This is a genomic window from Streptomyces sp. NRRL F-2580, from assembly GCF_000720115.1.
Taxonomy (GTDB): domain Bacteria; phylum Actinomycetota; class Actinomycetes; order Streptomycetales; family Streptomycetaceae; genus Streptomyces.
This window is the reverse complement of the sequence record NZ_JOIR01000004.1, coordinates 266,312-285,619: the sequence shown is the minus strand read 5'-3', so window position 1 is coordinate 285,619 and position 19,308 is coordinate 266,312. Positions and strand designations below refer to the sequence as shown.

General features: G+C 74.2%; 12 protein-coding genes, 2 tRNA genes and 1 pseudogene. 6 read left to right on the top strand and 9 right to left on the bottom strand.

All coding sequences use genetic code 11. The annotated features are described in order from the left end of the window. Window positions 1–1,439: pseudogene (locus IF88_RS40060) on the bottom strand (BTAD domain-containing putative transcriptional regulator); the annotation flags it as partial. A 27-nt stretch (window positions 1,440–1,466) separates the two neighbouring features. Further along, window positions 1,467–1,973, bottom strand: a complete 507-nt coding sequence (locus IF88_RS0106060) for a MarR family winged helix-turn-helix transcriptional regulator (protein ID WP_030708025.1) — start codon at window positions 1,971–1,973, stop codon at window positions 1,467–1,469. 138 nt (window positions 1,974–2,111) lie between these two features. On the opposite strand from IF88_RS0106060, the gene IF88_RS0106055 reads away from it, so the two are divergent. Continuing rightward, window positions 2,112–3,371, top strand: coding sequence for an MFS transporter (locus IF88_RS0106055; RefSeq protein WP_051836513.1), 1,260 nt, complete (start codon window positions 2,112–2,114; stop codon window positions 3,369–3,371). Between the two features lie 31 nt (window positions 3,372–3,402). Here IF88_RS0106055 and IF88_RS0106050 read toward each other — a convergent pair whose 3' ends face one another. After that, window positions 3,403–5,667: an asparagine synthase-related protein gene (locus IF88_RS0106050; RefSeq protein WP_051836511.1), complete on the bottom strand. Its 2,265-nt coding sequence runs from the start codon at window positions 5,665–5,667 to the stop codon at window positions 3,403–3,405. Window positions 5,668–6,297: 630 nt separating this feature from the next. Between IF88_RS0106050 and IF88_RS0106045 the strand changes: the two genes are divergently transcribed. From IF88_RS0106045 to IF88_RS0106030, 4 genes are all read left to right on the top strand, one after another. After that, window positions 6,298–7,974, top strand: coding sequence for a sporulation protein (locus IF88_RS0106045; RefSeq protein WP_030708019.1), 1,677 nt, complete (start codon window positions 6,298–6,300; stop codon window positions 7,972–7,974). 54 nt (window positions 7,975–8,028) lie between these two features. Next, on the top strand, window positions 8,029–9,267 hold the full coding sequence (gene lhgO, locus IF88_RS0106040) for an L-2-hydroxyglutarate oxidase (protein WP_199808033.1): 1,239 nt from the start codon (window positions 8,029–8,031) through the stop codon (window positions 9,265–9,267). Window positions 9,268–9,611: 344 nt separating this feature from the next. Beyond that, entirely contained in the window at window positions 9,612–10,358 is a 747-nt protein-coding gene (trmB, locus tag IF88_RS0106035) for a tRNA (guanosine(46)-N7)-methyltransferase TrmB (RefSeq protein WP_234323448.1), read from the top strand. A 43-nt stretch (window positions 10,359–10,401) separates the two neighbouring features. Beyond that, complete coding sequence (locus IF88_RS0106030; protein WP_030708013.1) at window positions 10,402–11,769, top strand: PrsW family intramembrane metalloprotease; 1,368 nt, start codon at window positions 10,402–10,404, stop codon at window positions 11,767–11,769. Here IF88_RS0106030 and IF88_RS0106025 read toward each other — a convergent pair. The 3 genes from IF88_RS0106025 to IF88_RS0106015 all read right to left on the bottom strand — a co-directional run bounded on the left by IF88_RS0106025 (window position 11,678) and on the right by IF88_RS0106015 (window position 14,468). Continuing rightward, window positions 11,678–12,715, bottom strand: a complete 1,038-nt coding sequence (locus tag IF88_RS0106025) for a M23 family metallopeptidase (protein WP_030708011.1) — start codon at window positions 12,713–12,715, stop codon at window positions 11,678–11,680. The genes IF88_RS0106030 and IF88_RS0106025 overlap by 92 nt on opposite strands. A 292-nt stretch (window positions 12,716–13,007) precedes the next feature. Next, complete coding sequence (locus tag IF88_RS0106020) at window positions 13,008–14,195, bottom strand: PP2C family protein-serine/threonine phosphatase (RefSeq protein WP_030708009.1); 1,188 nt, start codon at window positions 14,193–14,195, stop codon at window positions 13,008–13,010. 199 nt (window positions 14,196–14,394) lie between these two features. After that, window positions 14,395–14,468, bottom strand: a tRNA-Met gene (locus IF88_RS0106015). Window positions 14,469–14,770: 302 nt separating this feature from the next. Between IF88_RS0106015 and IF88_RS46435 the strand changes: the two genes are divergently transcribed. Further along, on the top strand, window positions 14,771–16,045 hold the full coding sequence (locus IF88_RS46435) for a hypothetical protein (protein WP_030708007.1): 1,275 nt from the start codon (window positions 14,771–14,773) through the stop codon (window positions 16,043–16,045). Window positions 16,046–16,114: 69 nt separating this feature from the next. Here IF88_RS46435 and IF88_RS0106005 read toward each other — a convergent pair whose 3' ends face one another. From IF88_RS0106005 to IF88_RS0105995, 3 genes are all read right to left on the bottom strand, one after another. Next, on the bottom strand, window positions 16,115–16,630 hold the full coding sequence (locus tag IF88_RS0106005; protein WP_030708005.1) for a GNAT family N-acetyltransferase: 516 nt from the start codon (window positions 16,628–16,630) through the stop codon (window positions 16,115–16,117). A gap of 177 nt (window positions 16,631–16,807) precedes the next feature. Beyond that, window positions 16,808–16,880, bottom strand: a tRNA-Lys gene (locus tag IF88_RS0106000). Between the two features lie 81 nt (window positions 16,881–16,961). Further along, window positions 16,962–19,295, bottom strand: coding sequence for a hypothetical protein (locus IF88_RS0105995; RefSeq protein ID WP_158754295.1), 2,334 nt, complete (start codon window positions 19,293–19,295; stop codon window positions 16,962–16,964). Between the last annotated feature and the right edge of the window lie 13 nt (window positions 19,296–19,308).

Below are 19,308 nucleotides of genomic sequence, written 5' to 3'. Positions count from 1 at the left end.
TCGCCGAGCAGGCGCAGCGCGACGGGATCGGGCAGCGGCTCCACCGGCCGCAGCGACTCCCCCGGCACACCGAGCGGTTCACGGCTCGTGGCCAGGATCCGTACACCGGGGCAGCGCGCGAGGAGCTCCTCGGCCAGCTCGGCGGCGGCGCCGATGACGTGCTCGCAGTTGTCGAGGACGAGGAGCAGGCTGCGGTGCGCGCAGTGCTCGACGAGCTGGGTGGTGGGGTCGGTGGCGGCGGTGTTCTCGCGGGCGACCAGGGAGTTCTCGCGCAGCCTGAGGGCGCTGAGGACGGCTCCGGGGACGGCCGCGGGGTGGTCGAGGCGGGCGAGTTCGACGATCCAGCCGGCTTCGGGGTGGGCGGCGGCCGCGTGTTCGGCGAGGCGGGTCTTCCCGGAACCGCCGGGGCCGGTGAGGGTGACGAGGCGCAGCCGGGCCAGGTCCGCGCGCAGGGAGGCCAGTTCGGGCTCGCGGCCGACGAAGGAGGTCAGGCGGGGCCGGAGGTTGCCCCGGGCCGCGCTGTCGGCCGTAGCCTGCGGGGCCGCGGGCTGCCGGGCCGCGGACAGCGCGGCCCCGGGCTGCGCGGCCCCGGGCTGCGCGGCCCCGGGCTGCGCGGCCCCGGGGTCGGGCTGGGCCGTCGGCTGCGGGGCCGGCGGCTCGGGCTTGGGGGACGGCCCCGGCTGCGGGGACGGCGTCGGCGGGTCCGTGGGGTGCAGGAGTTGGGCGTGGAGGGCGGTGAGTTCGGGGCCGGGGGTGGTGCCGAGCGCGTCGGACAGGGTGCGGCGCGTGCGTTCGTAGGCGGCCAGGGCGTCGGCGGGGTGGCCGGCGGCGCGTAGGGCGCGCAGTTGCTGGGCGCGCAGCGGCTCGTCGTACGGGGCCTCCTCGATCAGCGCCTCGATCTCCGACAGGAGCGCGGCCGGGGCGGCGGCGCCGCTGCGCAGGTCCGCCTCGATGCGGTCGCGCACGGCGGTGGAGCGGCGGGCCTCGGCGCCCGCGGCGTGGGCCGCGCGGGCGGGCTCGGGCAGGTCGGCGAGGGCTGGCCCGCGCCAGAGGGAGAGGGCGGCGGCGAGGGTGCGGGCGGCGGCGGCCGGGTCGGCGGCCAGCTCCCGGCCGCCCTGGGCCGCCAGCCGGGTGAACCGGTGCAGGTCTATGTCGTCGGGGGCGGCGGCCAGGCGGTAGCCACCGGCGGGCTCGGCGGTGATGGAGTCCCGGCTGCCGAGCGCTCGGCGCAGCCGGGCGACGAGGGCCTGGAGGGCCGCGGGTGCGTCCTGGGGCGGATCGTCGCCTCAGACGTCGTCGACGAGGTCGGCGACGGAGGCCCGGCGGCCCGCGCGCGGGGCGAGGGCGGCGAGGAGCGCGCGCAGGCGGGCGCCGCCTATCGGGAAGGGGGCGCCGGTCTCGTCGCGCGCCTCGGTGACGCCCAGGATGAGATACCGCACCCGCCAATTCTGCCCCCGCGGCAGGGCTCAGGTGATCGAGACGTCTCCGTTGTCCTCCAGCAGCGTGCGCAGGGCCCCCGCGACCGTGGCGCAGGTGGCGGCGTCGAGGGGGGCGAGCAGTTCGGCGTAGCGGCTGAGGTGGTCGGTGATCAGCGACTCGGTGAGCGCGAGGCTCTGCTCCGTGAGGCGGATGCGGACCGAGCGGCGGTCCTGCCCGTCCCGGACCCGCTCGACCAGGCCCTTGGCCTCCATGCGGTCGATGCGGTTGGTGATCGCGCCCGAGGTCACCATGGCGGCGGGGATGAGGGCGCCGGCGGTCAGCGCGTACGGGGGGCCGGAGCGGCGGAGGGTGAAGAGGATGTCGAGCTCGCCCACCTCCAGGTCCCGTTCGGCCGCGAAGGCTTTGAGGTGGCGGTCGACGATGCGGTTCATCCGCTGGATGCGGGCCACCACCTCGACGGCCCACAGGCCCGGCGCGAGCTCGGGGCGCTCGGCCGCCCACTGGCCGACGATCGCGTCCACTGCGTCACTCATGTCGCGTCCTCATCCTCTTGCGTCGTCTTACACCCCAGACTATCTCAACGTTGAGACACTTGACGTTGAGAGGACTCCTCTGATTTTATCTCAACGTTGAGATTCTGAACCTTCAGATGGATCGGAGCTGGCGCCACCATGACCACCAGTACGAGCGCTACGAGCACGACCGCCGAGGGCACGACCGCCACGCGCACGATCACCGCCGGCAGCGCCGCCGCCCGGCCCCGCCTCGTCCCCGTCCTCTGGCTGGCGCTGCTGGCCACCCCCGTCGCCGCCGCTGCCAACGCCCCCGTGCTGATCCTTCCGGACATGGCCGGCTCCCTCGGGGTGGCCACCTCCACCGCCGCCTGGCTCGTCGCCGCCTTCGCCTGGGCCATGGCCGTCGCCATCCCGCTGCTCGCCGGACTGCTGCGCCGCCGCGGCCTGGCGCCGGTGCTCCGGCTGTCCAGCGCCCTCCTGCTCGGCGGTACGCTCCTCGTCGCCGCGTCCCCCTGGCTTCCGCTGACCCTCCTCGGGCGGGCCGCGCAGGCCGCCGGCGGCGCCGGTCTGGTGGCGGCCGCGATGAGCCTGGCCGGTTCGGCGCGCCGCATGGGCGTCATCAGCGCGGGCTTCGGCATGCTCGGCGCGACCGGCCCGCTCCTCGGCGCCCAGCTCTCGCACGCCGTCTCGTGGCGGCTCTCGCTCTCGGTGTCCCTGATCTCGCTGCTGGCGGTGCCCGCGGTGAGCAAGTACGCGAAGGCCCCGGCCGCCGCCCCGCAGAGCAGGTTCGACGCACGCGGCGCCGCACTGCTGACGCTGCTGGCCACGGCCTTGGTCCTGCTGCCCCACGCACCGGCCGTCGCCCTCGGCTGCGCGGCCCTCGCCGCCGTGCTGCTCGCGCTCCACATACGCCGGCGCCCCGAGGGCTTCGTCCCGGCCGCGCTGATCCGCAGGCCCCTCTTCCTCGGCTCCGCGCTGCTGGCGCTCGCGCTGTCGACCTCGTACTTCACGCTGCTGTTCGCCGTGCCCCGGCTGATCTCGGACCGCGCGGGCTGGGACACCGGCGCGGCCGGCACCGGTCAGCTCGTGGCGCTGCTCGTCGGATCCGCGCTCTCCTGGCTGCTGGCGGCGGGTTCGGCGCGCATGGGGCGGGTGGCCGTACGCACCGTGCTGATCGGGATCGGCACCCTGGCGGCCCTGGCCGCGGTCTTCGCGAGCCACGGACCCCTGCTGCTCCTGGCCACCATGGGCGGCGTGTTCGGCGCGACCGGAGCCAACGCCGTACTGTCCACGCACGCCGCGTCGAGCGTCCCCGACGCCCAGCGCCCCACGGCCATCGGCCTCTTCACCCTCTGCTACCAGCTCGGCGGCGCCTTCGGCCCGGCGATCGCGACGGCCCTCGTCCTCGGCTCCTGAACCGACGGCGGGCGACTGCGGACGAGCAGCGTCACGACAGCGCCGGGCGGTGCACCGGGACCCCCTCCGGCACCGCCCGCCGGCGCGCCGTCGAGGTCCCCGTCCAGCAGGTGCCGCGGCGGGCCAGGAGCCGGCGCAGCCACAGCTCCATCGAGACGAGTTCCGCCAGCCCGTCCAGCGGGACCGGTCGGCCGTCCGCCGCGTCGAGCAGGGCCTGGCGCACCACCCGGGCCTCGATCAGGCCCGCGTCCGCGAGCAGCGGCGAGGCGAAGAGCGACAGCAGCTCGCTGAGGGCGGCGCGCAGCCCCAGCCGGGTCGCCGTCTCGTTCGGGGTGTGGGCCGTGGCACCCCAGCCCGGCGGGAGCTCGCGCACCCCGGCCGAGGCCAGGACGCTGCGCAGGATCTCCGCCCGGGCCCCGGGCTGGACGCGCAGGGACTCGGGGAGGGCGCGGGCGGCGCGTACGACCTGGTTGTCCAGGAAGGGGGCGTGCAGGCGCTGGCTGCGGACCTCCACGGCCTGTTCGAACACCCGGTGGTCGGCGGCGTGCCGGGCCAGCAGCGCACGGGCCCGGGCCTCCCCCGGCCGCAGCGACAGCGGCGGCCGGCCGGCCGCGACCGTGAGCCGGATCGATACTTCCGCCAGGGCCTCGCCCGTGAGCCAGCCGGCCGCAGGTCCCGGCCGTGACCAGGTCAGGGCGGCGAGGGAAGCGTCCACCGGACCGGAGGCGCGCTCGGTGACCCCGCCCTCGCGGAGCCGGGCCGCGGCGGCTTCCATGCCCGCGCGGTACGTCGTACGGGCGAGTCTGCGGGCCGCCGAATACACGGTGAGCGGCACCAGCAGGGACTCCCCGGAAGCTCCGGAGGCGGAGGCCGAACGGGCCAGCGCCGCCACCGGGCGCAGCAGGTGGCGGCGGCGGCGGTCCATCAGGAGATCGGCCATGCGCGCCGGATGGGCGTCGAGGACCTGACGGGCGCCGTGGCCGGTGAAGTGGTCGGCCGAGCCGGCGGCGAGTCTGCGCCGCTCGCGGGCGGCGAAGACGAGCGAGGGGCCGGGTTCGTCGGTGAGCGGGCCGTCGAGTTCGGCGTACGGGAGGGCCTCCTCGGCGGCGGCCACCACGACGTGGTGCAGGCGCGGGTCGGCGGCGATGGCCCGGGCCCGTTCCAGTTCGGCCTCGCGTCCCTGCGGGGTGGCCAGGTCGTTGAAGGTGACCGCGAGCAGCCGCGCCCCGGCGGGGCTCAGCAGGGTGCCCGGGGCTCCCGGCAGACCGGCCGCGAGCAGGGCGAGGGTCGCGGAGGCGCTGCCGCCGGAGAGGTCTGCGCCCACCCCGGGGGCCGGGGCGCCGCGGGCCGCGCGCCGGTCGGCGGGGCCCATGCCGGGCACGGGGCCGGGATCGTACGGCGGCAGCGTGTCGGGAGCATGCCGCGGCGCCGTGAGCCGGGCGCGCACCGCGTCCACCAACGCTTCCCGTACGCCCTCCACCGCGCGCTCGGGATCGGCCTCGGGGGCGGCCACCGCGAGCGAGGCGACCTGCTCGTAGCCGGTGATCTCGCGGGAGCCCTCGCGCAGGATGAGCGCGTGCCCGGGCGGGATGCGGCGCACCCCGGCGTACGGTGTGCCGTCGCCCAGTGCCTCCGGGCTGTCGGGGCAGGCCAGCAGGGCGGCGAGATGGCCGATGTCGAGCTGCGCCTCGATGAGGTCGGCGAGGGGGAGGGCGGCGGTGGCGTACGCCGTGCCGCTCGCCCACGGGGTGTAGAAGACGGGGCGCGCGCCCGCGAGGTCGCCGACGACGGTGATCCGGCGGCCGGCCTGCACGACGGCGGTGTAGCTGCCCGACCACTGGGTGAGGTGGCGCAGGGCTCCGCCGCGGGCGGCGTACAGGGCCCGCCTCAACTCGGCGTCGGTCGCGCCGCAGCAGCCGAGGACGGCGAGCCGGGTGAAGGGGTCGGCGGGGTCGGCGGTGACGGTGCGGATCTCGTCGGGGCGCCAGTCGCCGACGGCCCAGAGGGGGTCGGGGTCGCCCCAGAGGAGCTGGGCGCCCACGGGGTGCACGGTGCGTTCGGCGTCCGCGCCCGGGTCGTCCGCGTGGGCCGCGTCCGCGAGGCCGCCGCGGAGCGGGGCGCCGGCCTCGGCGTATCCGCCCCGGCCTGAGTCGCCGTATCCGCCCTGGCCGTATCCGCCCTGGCCGGAGCCATGGTCGGCGGCGTACCCGGGGGTGTGCCCCGAGCCGTGGCCGTTGACCCGGCCGGCCGTGCCGAAGCTCGCGGCGATACTGCTCCAACCCACCAACCAGCGCACCGCCGCCTCCCCAGCCTGTGGGCACATGACCGGGGCACGGGCAGTACGGTCAGCGCTGAGGGCGCGGCCGGCGGGACCCCGGGTGGCTCGGGTCCATGCTGCCACGGGACAGGCGTGCGAGAGTGGTTATAGGGGGCGCACATGCAAACGAACACGCCCCGGCCACGCGGTATTTGGCGTTCCGTTCCCACCGCCCCATAGGTCGCTTTCAGCCATTCTTCGGCCGTCGGAAGAGCCCTCCCGGGCCGGCGGAGCCCGGTGCGCGGGCGCGGTCCGGGAGGCGGAATCCGCCCCCCGGACCGTTCCGCCACCCGCGGGGATTGAGGTAGCGGCATCCCCCGGCCCGCCCGATCCGCGCAGCGGGCCGACCCACGCACCGCACATCGAATCGCCGGACCCCCGGACCGGCCAGAGCGCACGGGCGGGCGCACGGCCACACGGACGGAGCACGCGATGACACGTGCGCCCCGGCACCGGGTCCGGGGCGGACTGTGCAAACGGACAACAATCCCGCCATACGGAAGTAAGGGCCTTAACGCTTGGGAGGCGGGGAACTACGCTGGGTTTACGAAATGCCGGGCGCCTATGCCCCGGCGGCGTATGCGTTCCGCGTGTGACGAGGGGTGGCGCATGTCCAGGGAGCTCCGCGAGCCCAATGAGAAGCTCGGCGCCGTCCTCGCCCTCGCGGGCATCAGCAACGCCGGGCTGGCCCGGCGGGTCAACGACCTCGGCGCACAGCGCGGCCTGACGCTTCGGTACGACAAGACGTCGGTGGCCCGGTGGGTGTCGAAGGGGATGGTGCCGCAGGGCGCTGCCCCGCACCTGATCGCCGCCGCCATCGGCGCGAAGCTGGGGCGGCCGGTGCCGCTGCACGAGATCGGACTGGCGGACGCGGACCCCGCGCCCGAGGTCGGCCTGGCCTTCCCGCGCGACGTCGGCGCGGCGGTGCGCTCGGCCACCGACCTCTACCGGCTCGACCTCGCCGGGCGGCGCGGCGGTGGCGGGATCTGGCAGTCGCTCGCGGGCTCCTTCTCGGTGGCGGCGTACGCGACGCCGGCCTCGCGTTGGCTGATATCTCCTGCCGACGGCTCGGTGGCGCGGCGAGCCCATGGCCCCGGCGCACACGGTTCGGCAGTCCACGGCCCGGCGGTCCACGGCACCGCGGCGCAGAGCCCCGTACCTGCTGCCACCCCCTCGGCTCACGACGCGGCGACGACCGAGACGCCCGCTTCGGCTCCGGCACACGAGGCGACGGCACCAGGTCCGCGGCCCTCCCCGGAAGGCCGCACGACCGGACCCGTGACCGGCCCGATGGCAGGCCAGGCGTCGGGCCCGCCGTCCACCGTTGTGCCCGCGCAGCCCGCCGCCGAAACGCCGCGCGACCACGGACAGCGCGTGGGCCACAGCGATGTGACGAAGCTGCGCGAGGCGGCCGAGGACGCGCGCCGCTGGGACTCCAAGTACGGCGGCGGGGACTGGCGTTCGTCGATGGTCCCGGAGTGCCTGCGGGTGGACGCGGCGCCGCTGCTGCTCGGCTCCTACACCGACGAGGTGGGCCGCGCCCTGTTCGGCGCGACTGCCGAACTGACCCGGCTGGCCGGGTGGATGGCCTTCGACACCGGCCAGCAGGAGGCCGCCCAGCGCTACTACATCCAGGCGCTGCGGCTCGCCCGCGCGGCCGCGGACGTACCGCTCGGCGGGTACGTACTGGCCTCGATGTCCCTGCAGGCGACCTACCGGGACTTCCCGGACGAGGGCGTGGACCTCGCGCAGGCGGCCGTCGAGCGCAACCGCGGCCTCGCCACCGCCCGCACGATGAGCTTCTTCCGGCTGGTCGAGGCGCGGGCGCACGCGAAGGCGGGCGATTCGACGGCCGCCGGTGCGGCGCTGCGGGCGGCGGAGGGCTGGCTGGAGCGGTCCCGGGAGGGCGATCCGGATCCGACCTGGCTGGGTTTCTACTCGTACGACCGTTTCGCGGCGGATGCGGCAGAATGCTACCGGGATCTGAAACTGCCCCGGCAGGTACGGCGCTTCACCGAGCAGGCACTGTCCCGGCCGACCGAGGAGTACGTGCGCTCGCACGGGCTGCGGCTGGTGGTGAGCGCGGTCGCCGAGCTGGAGTCGGGCAATCTCGACGCGGCGTGCGCGGCGGGCACCCGGGCGGTGGAGGTGGCGGGCAGGATCTCCTCGGCGCGGACGACCGAATACGTACGGGACCTGCTGCACCGGCTGGAACCGTACGGGGACGAGCCGCGCGTGGCGGAGCTGCGCGAGCGGGCCCGGCCGCTGCTGGTCACGCCGGCGTAGGACCTGACCGGAAGGCGGGCCCGGTACCCGCGTGGCCTCGTTGTCGGTGCCGGGGTGCAGTATGCAGGGGTGGGAGGTGTCAGCGTGGGCGGCGGCGTGGGCGTGGACTGCGATGTGCTGGTGATCGGCGGCGGGATCGTCGGCCTGTCGACGGCGCATGCCTTGTCGAGCCTGGCTCCGGGGACCAAGGTGGTCGTCCTGGAGAAGGAACCGGGCCCGGCCCGGCACCAGACCGGCCGCAACAGCGGTGTGATCCACAGCGGGATCTACTACCGCCCGGGGTCCCTGAAGGCGCGCTTCGCGGTGAGCGGCGCCGCCGAGATGGTCAAGTTCTGCGCGGAGCACGGGATTCCGCACGAGGTGACGGGCAAGCTGATCGTCGCCACGGAGCGGGAGGAGCTGCCGCGGCTGCACGCCCTGGTCCAGCGCGGCCGGGAGAACGGCATCCCGGTGCGCGAGCTGGGCCCGGCGCAGATCAGCGAGTACGAGCCGGAGGTCCGGGGCCTGGCCGCGATCCACGTCGGCAGCACCGGGATCGTGGACTACGGCCGGGTGAGCGCCCAGCTGGCGGAGTCCTCGGGCGCGGAGATCGTCTACGGCGGCGCGGTGGACCTGATCTCCCGCCGCGCGTCGGCGGTGGCGGTCCGCACCACCTCCGGGCTGGTGGTCCGGGCGCGGGTGCTGGTGAACTGCGCGGGGCTCCAGTGCGACCGGATCGCCCGCCTGGCCGGCGACGACCCGGGGATGCGGATCATCCCCTTCCGGGGCGAGTACTACGACCTGGCCCGCCCGGAACTGGTCCGCGGGCTGGTCTACCCGGTACCCGACCCGGCGTTCCCCTTCCTCGGGGTCCACCTCACCCGGGGCATCGGCGGCGGGGTCCACGTCGGACCCAACGCGGTCCCGGCGCTGGCCCGCGAGGGCTACGCCTGGTCGACGGTGCGGCCCCGGGACCTCGCGGACGAGCTCGCCTGGCCGGGGTCCTGGCGGATGGCCGCACGGCACTGGCGGTACGGGACGGGCGAGATCCACCGCTCGCTGTCGAAGCAGGCCTTCACCCGGGCGGTACGGCGGCTGCTGCCGGCCGTCACCCCGGCGGACCTGCGGCCCGCGGCGGCCGGGGTCCGCGCGCAGGCCGTCCTGCGGGACGGGACGCTGGTGGACGACTTCCTGATCCGGGACGCCCCGCGCACGGTCCACGTCCTGAACGCCCCCTCGCCCGCGGCCACCGCTTCGCTCCCGATCGGCCGCGAGATCGCCTCCCGAGCCCTTCGAACCCTCGGCTCGACCTGAGCGGCCTCGAAGCCCGGGCCGACGGCCGCGACCGTCCCACTGCGCGGAGCCATCTCCACGCCCCGCCCTTTCACCTCCCCCAGACTCCGTCCGGGAGGGACCCCTACCGGGCTCTGCCCGGGCCCGGTCCTCAAACGCCGGACGGGCTGAAGATCCAGCCCCGCCGGCGTTTGAGGCGGGGCCCGGACGGAGTCCGGGGGAGGGTCCGGGGCGGAGCCCCGGCAGCGCCGCCGCACGCGCGGCGGCGTACCGACCCCCCGTCGTAGAATCACGGCATTGTGTCTGAGTCCCTGAACCCCCAGCCGCCCAGCCTCCCGGACGCCGCGCCGGAGGCGAGTTCGTACGTGCCGCCCAAGTGGCGGACCGAGCCCCGCTTCCCCGACGGGCCCTCGCCGGATCCGGCCGGCTCGCACCACGAGCGGCGGATCCGGAGCTTCCAGCCCCGGCGCAGCCGGGTCACCACCGGTCAGGGCGAGGCCCTGAAGCGCTTGTGGGGCACCTGGGGCCTGGACATCGACGGCCGCGAGGTCATCGACCTGAAGGCGATGTTCGACGGCCTCCCCGTCGTCCTGGAGATCGGCTTCGGCATGGGCGAGGCCACCGCGCAGATGGCCGCCGAAGACCCCGGCACCGGGATCCTCGCCGCCGACGTGCACACCCCCGGGCAGGGCAACCTGCTCGCGCTCGCCGAGCGCGGCGGGATGACCAACGTCCGCGTGGCCAACGGCGACGCGATCATCCTTCTCCGCGAGATGCTGCCGGCCGACTGCCTCGCCGGGATCCGCGTGTACTTCCCGGACCCCTGGCCCAAGGCCCGCCACCACAAGCGCCGGCTGATCCAGCCCGAGTTCCTCACGTTGGCCGCCACCCGCCTGGCCCCCGGGGCCGTGCTGCACTGCGCGACCGACTGGGAGCCGTACGCCGAGCAGATGCTCGAAGTCCTCACCGCGCACCCGGACTTCGAGAACACGCAGGCCGACGGCGGCTACGCGCCGCGCCCCGCGTTCCGGCCGCTCACCCGCTTCGAGGGCCAGGGCCTCGACAAGGGCCACGTCGTACACGACTTGCTCTTCCGTCGCACGGAGAACTGACAACGTCACGGCGCGTGTCAGACCGGATCGCTAGGGTCATGGTGTGTTCCGAGCGCTCCTCGCTGTGCTCGCACGTCCGTCGGGCACGGTCCGCACGTGCGTGCTCCTCGCCCTGCTCGCCGTCACCGGCATCTCGATCCTCGAACTCGTGCGGGAGCAGACCGGCACCCCGGGCTTCCTCGTCGGTCTCGGTCTGGCCGTGCTGCCGGTGGCGCCGCTCATGGCGGCCTTCCGGTGGCTCGGCCGGGCCGCGCCCGCGCCCTGGCCGCAGCTGCTGTTCTGTTTCGGCTGGGGCGCCTGCGCCGCGGCGCTGATCGCGATACTGGCCAACAACTTCGCCACCGAGTGGATAGCCGCGGCCACCGCCGACCCCTCCGACGCCGATCACCTGGGCTCGGTGGCCGTCGCCCCGGTGGTGGAGGAGAGCGCCAAGGCGGCGGCCCTGCTGCTGGTGTTCGTGTTCCGAAGGCGCCATTTCACCGGCCCCGCCGACGGTTTCGTCGTGGCCGGATTCACCGCCACCGGCTTCGCCTTCACCGAGAACATCCTCTACCTCGGCAACGCCTACGGTGAGGACCTCGCCGAGGGCTCCGGCGTGCTGGAGTCGGTGACGGCGGCGACCTTCTTCGTCCGGATAGTGCTGTCGCCGTTCGCGCACCCGCTGTTCACGGTGCTCACCGGGCTCGGTTTCGGCGCGGCCGCGCTCAGCGCGCGCCGTTCCCGCCGGATCTGCCTGCCGCTGCTCGGCCTGGCGCCGGCCATGGGCATGCACGCGCTGTGGAACGGCTCCTCACGGTTCGGGGACCACGGCTTCTACACGGTCTACGCCTTCGTGATGGTCCCGGCCTTCGGACTGCTGGTGTGGCTGGCCGTGTGGATACGGCGCGGCCGGCTGCGGGTCGTGTCCGGGGAGCTGGCGGTGTACGCGGCCGCCGGCTGGATCGGCCCCGCCGAGGTGCCGGCGCTGGCTTCGGTGCCGGCCCGGTCACTGGCGCGTGCCCTGGCCCGGCGCACCGGTGGCCGGGCCGCCGGACGCGCGGTCGCCCGGTACGAGGCGGACGCGGCCGCCCTGGCCCTGCTGCGGAACCGGGCGCGCCGCGGCGGCCCGCTGGGGGAGCCGGACTTCGCCGGCCGGGAAAGGGAGTTGCTGCACCGGCTCTGGCAGCACCGTGCGACGGCGGGCCCGGCGCTGGCCCGGGCCGCGGTCATGGAGGAGCTGCTGCCGCCGTCGTTCGACCCCTTGCGGGCCCCCCTGGCCGTCTCCGCGCCCGCGGCCGCGCCGCCCGCCGTACCCGTGCCGCGGCGGGCGGAGCCGGAGCTCAGACGTTCAGGCCCTTGGACTCCAGCCAGGCCAGCGGGTCGATCGTCGAGCCGCCCTTGCGTACTTCCAGGTGGAGATGGGGTCCGGTGACGTTGCCGGTGGCGCCGACGCGGCCGATGGTCTCGCCGGCGCCGACCGCGCCCGAGGTCACGGACATCGAGGACAGGTGGCAGTACCAGACCTCCGTGCCGTCCTCGAGCTCCAGCACGATCCGGTAGCCGTACGCGCCGGACCAGCCGGCCGAGGTGATCTTTCCGGCGGCCACCGCCTTGGCCGGGGTGCCGGTCGGGGCGGCGAAGTCCAGGCCGGTGTGGTGGCCGGAGGACCACATGGAGCCGGAGTCCCCGTAGTGCGAGGTGAGGGTGTAGGCGGAGGTCGGCAGGGAGTAGCCGCCGGCCGATCTGGCGCGCTCCTGCTCGGCCTTGGCCTCGGCGGCCTTCCTCGCGGCCTCGGCCTCTTCCGCGGCCTTCGCCTCGGCCTGGGCCTTGGCCTCCTCGGCCGCCTGGCGGGCCGCCTCCAGCTTGTCCTTGGCCTCCTGGGCGGCGGTCTCCTGCGCGGCCCGCTCGGCGTCCGCCCGGGCCTTGGCCTCGGCGGCGCTCTGCTGGGACTCGGCCTGCTGGAGGATGCGGTTGAGCAGCACCTCGCCGGCGTCGGCGGCGCCGGTGTCGTTCTGCTGCGCGATGATCCCCGTGCGCGCGGCCGCCTGGGCCGCCGAGCCGGAACCACCGTCCGACTGCCGCGAGTCGTCGCCGGACATCAGATGGGGCAGATCAGGCAGGTCGGGCATCGACGGCAGGGATATCGCGACCTGCGGCCGGTCCTGCGCGTGAGCGATACCGCCGGCGCCGACCGCCGCGATGACGCCGACGCCGAGCACGGTGGAACTGCGCGCAAGTCCCCCGCGCTGCTTGGCGATCCGGTGCTTGCCGCGGACCGGACGGACCGAGTCCTCGGTGGGGTTCCACTCGCCCCAGGCACCCGCGGTGGGCGGCTCCTGGATCTCGGTGCCTTCAGGGGCAGGCAAGTTGGAGGCCACCGGGGCACACTCCTCATTGACGCGCACGCGCACGGCGCCGTCTCTTGCGACGGCTGGGACGACCGCGCTGCGTTATCGAAAGGTAATAGACGCAGGGGAGTGATTCCAAGCTGTTGCGCTTGATCGTTCGCACCAATCGGCCACGCAATGGCTGGCTCCGGCCAGGCCTTTTCGCCACAGACAGCCCTCAACCCGGGCAAAAATCAAGCAACTCCCTCATCTCTTCGGCCACACCCGGAACATGACGTCTTGTCAATAAACTTGCAGAGAGCGTCAGTTCGAACACAGTGCGTTACACAGCGTCGCCTCGACGCACCACCGGCACGGTCCTACGCCGCTCCGGATGCCGCGGCTCCGGCCGGCCCACCGCGAGCAGCGCCATGTCGTCCGTGGCCCCGCCGCCCGTGTGCCGGCGCACATCGCTGCTGAGCGCGCTGAGCAGGGCGTGCGGCCCGGGGAAGATCCGTCCGCGCAGCCGGGCCGCCGGATCGTAGAAGTCGCCCGCCCGGTCCCGGGCCTCGCTCAGCCCGTCCGTGTAGAGCAGCAGGGTGGTGCCCGCGGGGAAGGCCCACTCCTCCGTCCGGTCCGGCCGGCCGCCCAGCTCCCCCATGCCGAGCGGCAGGGCGGGCTCCGCCGGGGCGAGGACCGCCAGCTCCCCGTTCCCGTGCAGCAGCAGGGGCTCCGGATGCCCCCGGTTGAGCAGCCGCAGCACCCCCGCGCCCGGCGGGATCTCCCCGAGCACGCACGTGGTGAACCCCTCGACCGCGTCCAGGCCGTCGCGCCGGGTGCCCTCCCGGGCCAGGGCCCGCTCCAGCCGCTGCGCCAGCGCCTCCAGCGTGGGCTCGGTCTCCGCCGCCTCCCGGAACGCCCCGAGGACCACCGCCACGGCCTCCACCGCCCCCAGCCCCTTGCCCCGTACGTCACCCACCGCGAGCCGCACTCCGTACGGGGTGTCCTGGACGGCGTACAGGTCCCCGCCGATGAAGGCGTCGGCCTGCGCGGCCTCGTACCAGGCGCAGACGTGCAACCCCCCGATGCGTTCGGCGGGCTTCGGCAGCACCGCCCGTTGCGCGGCCTCGGCGATCCCGCGCGCGGAGGCGAGCCGCTCGCCGCTGCGCCGCACCACCCGGTTGATCAGGAGCGCCAGCCCGGACACGGTCACCACGGTGACCAGCTCGGTCAGCGCCTCGACCTTCCGGCCGGTGCCGTTGTCGAGGTGCAGCAGGAACACCGCGAGCGAGGCCAGCAGGCCGGTCAGCACCGTGGCCCGGAACGTGTACAGCGGGGCGGCGACGAGCGGGGCCGCCGAGAAGAAGGGGGATCCGGTGAAGCTGGGCGGGGTCAGCAGATTGAAGACCGTTCCTAGAGCGATCAGCGCACCCGGCAGCACCCGGACCACCTGCCGGGCCGGACCGCTCCCGCCACCGCTCCCGCGACCGCCCGCGCGCCCACCGTTGCCCTGCCGGCCCAGCCCCGCCACGCTGCTCTCCTGCCGCCCGGGTCCCTCGTACGGATGCGGGCCCGCCGCCGCCTCGCACCTCAAGGCTGGCGGCAGGCGCGGCCGGTGGCGACCCGGCGGCGGCCGGACGGGTGACGAGCCGTGAGGAGCGGAACCGGGACCGGGACCGGGAAACGACGAAGGCCCGGCTCCCCAAGGGGAACCGGGCCTTCGTACTGAGTAGCGGGGGCAGGATTTGAACCTACGACCTCTGGGTTATGAGCCCAGCGAGCTACCGAGCTGCTCCACCCCGCGTCGGTAAACACAACTCTACGCCATCCGGGGGGAGCCCTTCGCCAATTAACGCCCGGCCCGCCCCCTGATCGACATCACCGCAGGTCAAGGCCTTAAAACCGACCCCGGGCAGGCACCTCGCGCCCCAAGATCATCTCTGTTGCACGCCGGTGACACTTCGGGGATCGTTCCGGGATCGGGCGCGGGCGATGATTCACCTGTCGCCAAGGCCAGGGGGAACACGAACCGGCGGGCGACACCCACCACACCCAACCGGCTCGGCACTCCGCCGATGCCCCTGTGATTCCCGGGGGGAGTCCACCATGTCCGTTCGCACCGCAGCCGCCATCGCAGTCGTCGCCGGCGTTGTCACCACTCTGCTGCCGTTCTCGGCCACCGCCGCGTCCGCCGCACCCGCCACCGACGACCACGCCGTGCTGCGTACGGAGATGGGCGCTCCCGTCCCGAGCGGCCCGCTGACCCGCGGGGGCGCCACCGAGTCCTTCGACCTGACGGTGAAGAACCCGACCGGCAAGGTCGTCACGTACAACCCGTGGATGCTCGTGGACCCGACCGGCCCGAGCCGCCTGAAGAAGGACGACGTCGTCTTCAAGGTCGAGGCGGTGGACGCCCCGGCGACCAACTCCTCGATCGGCCAGCAGGACGGCGGGTGGCAGGGCACCTTCTTCCCCGCCGGCGAGCCGGGCGGTGACAAGGGCGGCTTCGACATCCCCGCCAACGGCAAGATGACCTGGAAGGTCACCATCGGCCTCGGCGCGAACTACCCCACCAACGACGGGGACTTCAGCCTCAACGCCACCAGCTACAACAACTCCGTGGCCCCCGGTGGCGCGGACTCGCACACCTTCAAGGTCGACCCGCAGATCAAGACGGGCGAGCTGAAGACCTGGTTCAAGCAGGTCAGCTCCGGCAAGGACGGCCAGGAGCAGCGCGCGTACCTGGACCTGAACTACCAGGCCACCGGCGAGGGCACCTTCGGCACCGCCCTCGCGACCAGCCTGAGCCTGTCCCACCCGGGCGAGCAGGAGGCGGACTTCCGCGTGCAGGCCCTGTTCGACGGCCGCTGGCAGGACCTGAAGGCCGAGGACAGCCGCTACGAGCTGCCGCGGATCCCCAAGGGCTTCGGCGCCGCCGACGGCGTCCACACCCTGCCGCTGCGGGTCAGCCTCGGCAACCACACCAAGCTGACGAAGAAGACCACGATCACGATGGAGGCCGAGGTCCGTCACGCGGAGGGCAACTCCTACCCGCTGAAGACCGGCTCCGTGCAGTTCCCGCTCGTCCCGTTCGCGGAGACGGTGCCCACCGACACCCCCTCCACCACCCCGTCCACCGCTCCCTCCACCGCCCCCTCGGTGCAGCCGGCCGTCGCCACCTCCACCGGCAACGGCAACGTGACGACCACGGGCTCGACCACGACGGCCACCACGGCGACCACGGCGACCCCTGCCACCGGCTCCCTCGCCACCACCGGCGCCGGCTCCTCCACCGGTCTGTACGCCGGCCTCGCCGCCGCCCTGGTCGCGCTCGGCTCGGCCGCCGCCTGGCTCGGCCGCCGCCGCGGCCTCTCCGCCTGATCCACACTTGTACGCAAAAGCGCCCCGCCCGGTCCGTCCGGGTGGGGCGCTTCCGCGTACGGGCGTGGATCAGCCGTCCGCGGGTGTGCGCCGGCGGGTCAGGACGTGGGTGGTGGAGCCGTCGTCCTCCCGCAGGTCCCGGACGTGCGTGAAACCGATGCGCTTCAGCAGGCTCAGGGAGGCCGTGTTGGCGGCGGCCACGGTGGCGTGCACCTCGGTCAGGCCGAGGCCGGCGAAGGCGTACGCGACGATCGCCTCCGCGATCTCGGTGCCGAGGCCCGATCCCCAGGCGGCGGGGGCCAGGGCGTAGATGATCTCGTACCCGTCGACCTCGTCGGTCCGTTTGATCTCGGCGTGCCCGATCAGCTCGCCGCCCCGCCGCACGGCCCAGACGTCGAAGAGGTCCTCGGCGTAGACCTTCGTGAAGACCCGCCCGAAGAGGGCCCGGTCCTCGGCCTCCGTGGCGGGGCCGTCCCCCATCCACCGGGACACCCGGGTGTCCTGGAAGAGGGCCACGAAGCGTTCCTCGTCCTCGGGGACGTACGGGTCGAGGAGCAGGCGTTCGGTGCGCAGAACCGGAGTCACGGGCGCGACGCTACCCGCGCCGGCCGGGAGGTTCACCGGGTTTTCCGGCCCGCCCCCGGGGAATGACGGGACGTCCGCTCGCGCGGGCCGGCCGAGAACGACCAAGCGCCCCCTCCGGCCGGAACCGGAAGGGGCGCTGGGCGCCGGGCAGGGGGCTTCGCCCCCGCCCTTGAGCGGTAGGCCATGTCGGACTCGAACCGACAACCAACGGATTAAAAGTCCGCTGCTCTGCCAATTGAGCTAATGGCCCTCCAGGTGCTCACCCCAGAGCATAGCCGGACAGCGCCCGTCAGCCGATCGGGTATCGACTGACCGGCCTGTCGCCGTCAGTTCACCGGCGCACCGGGGGTCGGGCGGCGGACGGGACACCGGTCACCTTGACCGTCCCGGAAGTCCTGACCTCGGCGCCCTGGCCGTCGGTCGGCCGGGCCACGAGCGTCCACTCGTACTCGCCGGTGAAGAGGTACGTGCCCGTCGGGGACTTGCCGTCCCACGAGGGGGCGATCACGCCGCGCGCCTCGCCTCCGGTGCGCACGACCGTGGTGATGCCGGACGTCTTGTTGCGCACCATCAGCTTCCAGGACGCGACCGGCTTGGACACCCACCAGCGGGCCTGCCAGGTCTTCGCCTGCCTGAAGTCCACGGTGGCGGCGAGATCCTGGTCGATCACCGCGAGCGGGGAGGCCTTGCCGGCGACCCCGACCAGGTGCACGGTCTCGCTCGCGTCCGTGTAGGCCAGGCGGCCGCCGAACCGGTCGATGGTCCAGCCGGTGCCGAACGAGCCTGCGTACACGGCGATGTCGGGCTCGCGGACCGGCGCGCCGGAGCGCAGGTTGGTGATCTCCAGGCCGACGCCCGCCTGGTGCACGAGGTAGCCGTCACCGAGCCGCACCATGAAGGGCTGTGGGGTGAAGGGCAGCGGGATCCGCTTCTTGGTGGGCGCGTGGTAGGCGGCCGGGTCGTCCCCGTAGTAGGAGCAGGTGGAGTAGAACCAGTCGCCGTTGACCTTGAGCTCGAAGGGACGGCAGCCGGAACCGAGGTCGACCCGCTGCGTGACCTGGCCTGTCCGCAGATCGGTCCCGGCCACGACCCCCTTGTCACCCTCGGGAGCCCACAGGGTGGAGCCCCACAGCACGGACTGGGCCACGGCCTTGGTGTCCAGGATCCGTCCGGCGTCGATGTCGGCCACGAAGTAGCGCAGGGCGGAGTTCTCGGTCGCCGCGAAGAGCACGTAGCGGCCCGAGGCCTGCTCCACCTGGACGGGCTGCAGCCGCGTCTTGTGGGGCAGCGGCACCTGGCGGATCGAGCCGCCGGCGCCCGCGTCGATCACGTTCAGCGCGATCCCGCAGCCGAGGCACATGGGGTCACCCGTGTCCACGGCCGACACCGAGACGAACCGGCCGTCGCCCGTCGCGACGCTCCGGGCGGCGGGGGCGTCCTGCAACCCGCACAGCTGCAGGTTGACGGTCGCGTCGCACTTCCAGGTGGGGGTCTGGGACACCGACGGGGTGCCGGACGCCGAGGCCGTGTATCCCTGGACGCTCTTCTGCGGGTCTTCCTGGCTCACGGCGAGCTGGCCCTGGGCGAAGGTGAGCCCCACGCGGTTCGCCGGGTTCGGCGCAACGTCCATGACCTTCTTCACCACGGGGGCGCCGTCGGGGCCCGCCGCGATGCGGTGGATTCCCCAGTGGCTGGAGTCGGTGCCGCCGGCGATGTAGGCGGACCCGTCGGCTCCGGGCGTGATCGGGTCGGTCCCGGTGCGCGGCAGCAGGGTGCGCGTCGCTCCGCCCGCGACCGGCGCGGCGACCAGGCCCTGCGGGACCCGGGCGAGCAGCCAGTCCCCCACGGGCTGGACGGACTCGATCGACGCCGGGAACAGGTCGACGGTGCGGGTCACCTTGCCGTCGGCGCGCGAACGCAGCGTCACCTTGCCCGAGTTCTCCATCGCGATCCACTGCGAGCCGAGCCCGAACTTGGTGTGGGTCGTCTCCGTGACACCGTCCGGCAGCGGCACGGGGCGCAGGGTCGCCGTGGCGAAGTCGACCAGTGCGACGGTTTCGCCCCCCTTGCCGCTCAAGTACGAGACCAGTGCGCCCTTCTGGTCGAAGGCCTGCACGCGGAAGGCGTACATCCCGAACCGGTCCGGCGAGGTGACGGCCACGTCCTTGCGCGGCTCGTTCTCCCGGCCGATCAGGTGCAGCGTGACCCAGCCGACCTGGTCCACCTCGGTGGCGAGCACCTGGGACGGCGAGAAGGCCTTCGTCCAGGCCCGGCCCGCGGGGGCGGTCAGCGTTTCGCTCTTGCCGGTGGCGAAGTCGTGCAGGGCCATCGGCCCCGCCGCCCCGCCGCTGCCGGCCTTCTCGCAGGCGACGGTGTCACCGGAAGCCGCGGACCAGACGTCCGTGCCGTACACGACCTGGCAGCCCGTGTACGAGGCTTCGCGGCCGTCCTGCAGGCTGCGCCAGAGATAGCTCTTGTCCCGCCACATCGCCAGACCGGTGCCGGCGCCGGAGACGTACTCGTGGGCCGGGTCCTGGTGCGGCGGCGGTGCGATCGTCAGGTCTCCGGTGGCCGTCGGCCCGGCCGCGGCCGGTACGGCCGTCAGGCCGCCGAGTCCGATGGCCAAGGCGAGCGCGGCGGTGCCCAGCGCACGTGACCGTCTCAAAGAAGTCCCACCC

Bases quoted from the DNA above. Each gene is read 5' to 3' on its own strand.
- IF88_RS0106045 (WP_030708019.1), top strand. From the start codon at position 6,298: ATGTCCAGGGAGCTCCGCGAGCCCAATGAGAAGCTCGGCGCCGTCCTC.
- IF88_RS46435 (WP_030708007.1), top strand. From the start codon at position 14,771: ATGTCCGTTCGCACCGCAGCCGCCATCGCAGTCGTCGCCGGCGTTGTC.
- IF88_RS0106055 (WP_051836513.1), top strand. From the start codon at position 2,112: ATGACCACCAGTACGAGCGCTACGAGCACGACCGCCGAGGGCACGACC.
- IF88_RS0106060 (WP_030708025.1), bottom strand. From the start codon at position 1,973: ATGAGTGACGCAGTGGACGCGATCGTCGGCCAGTGGGCGGCCGAGCGC.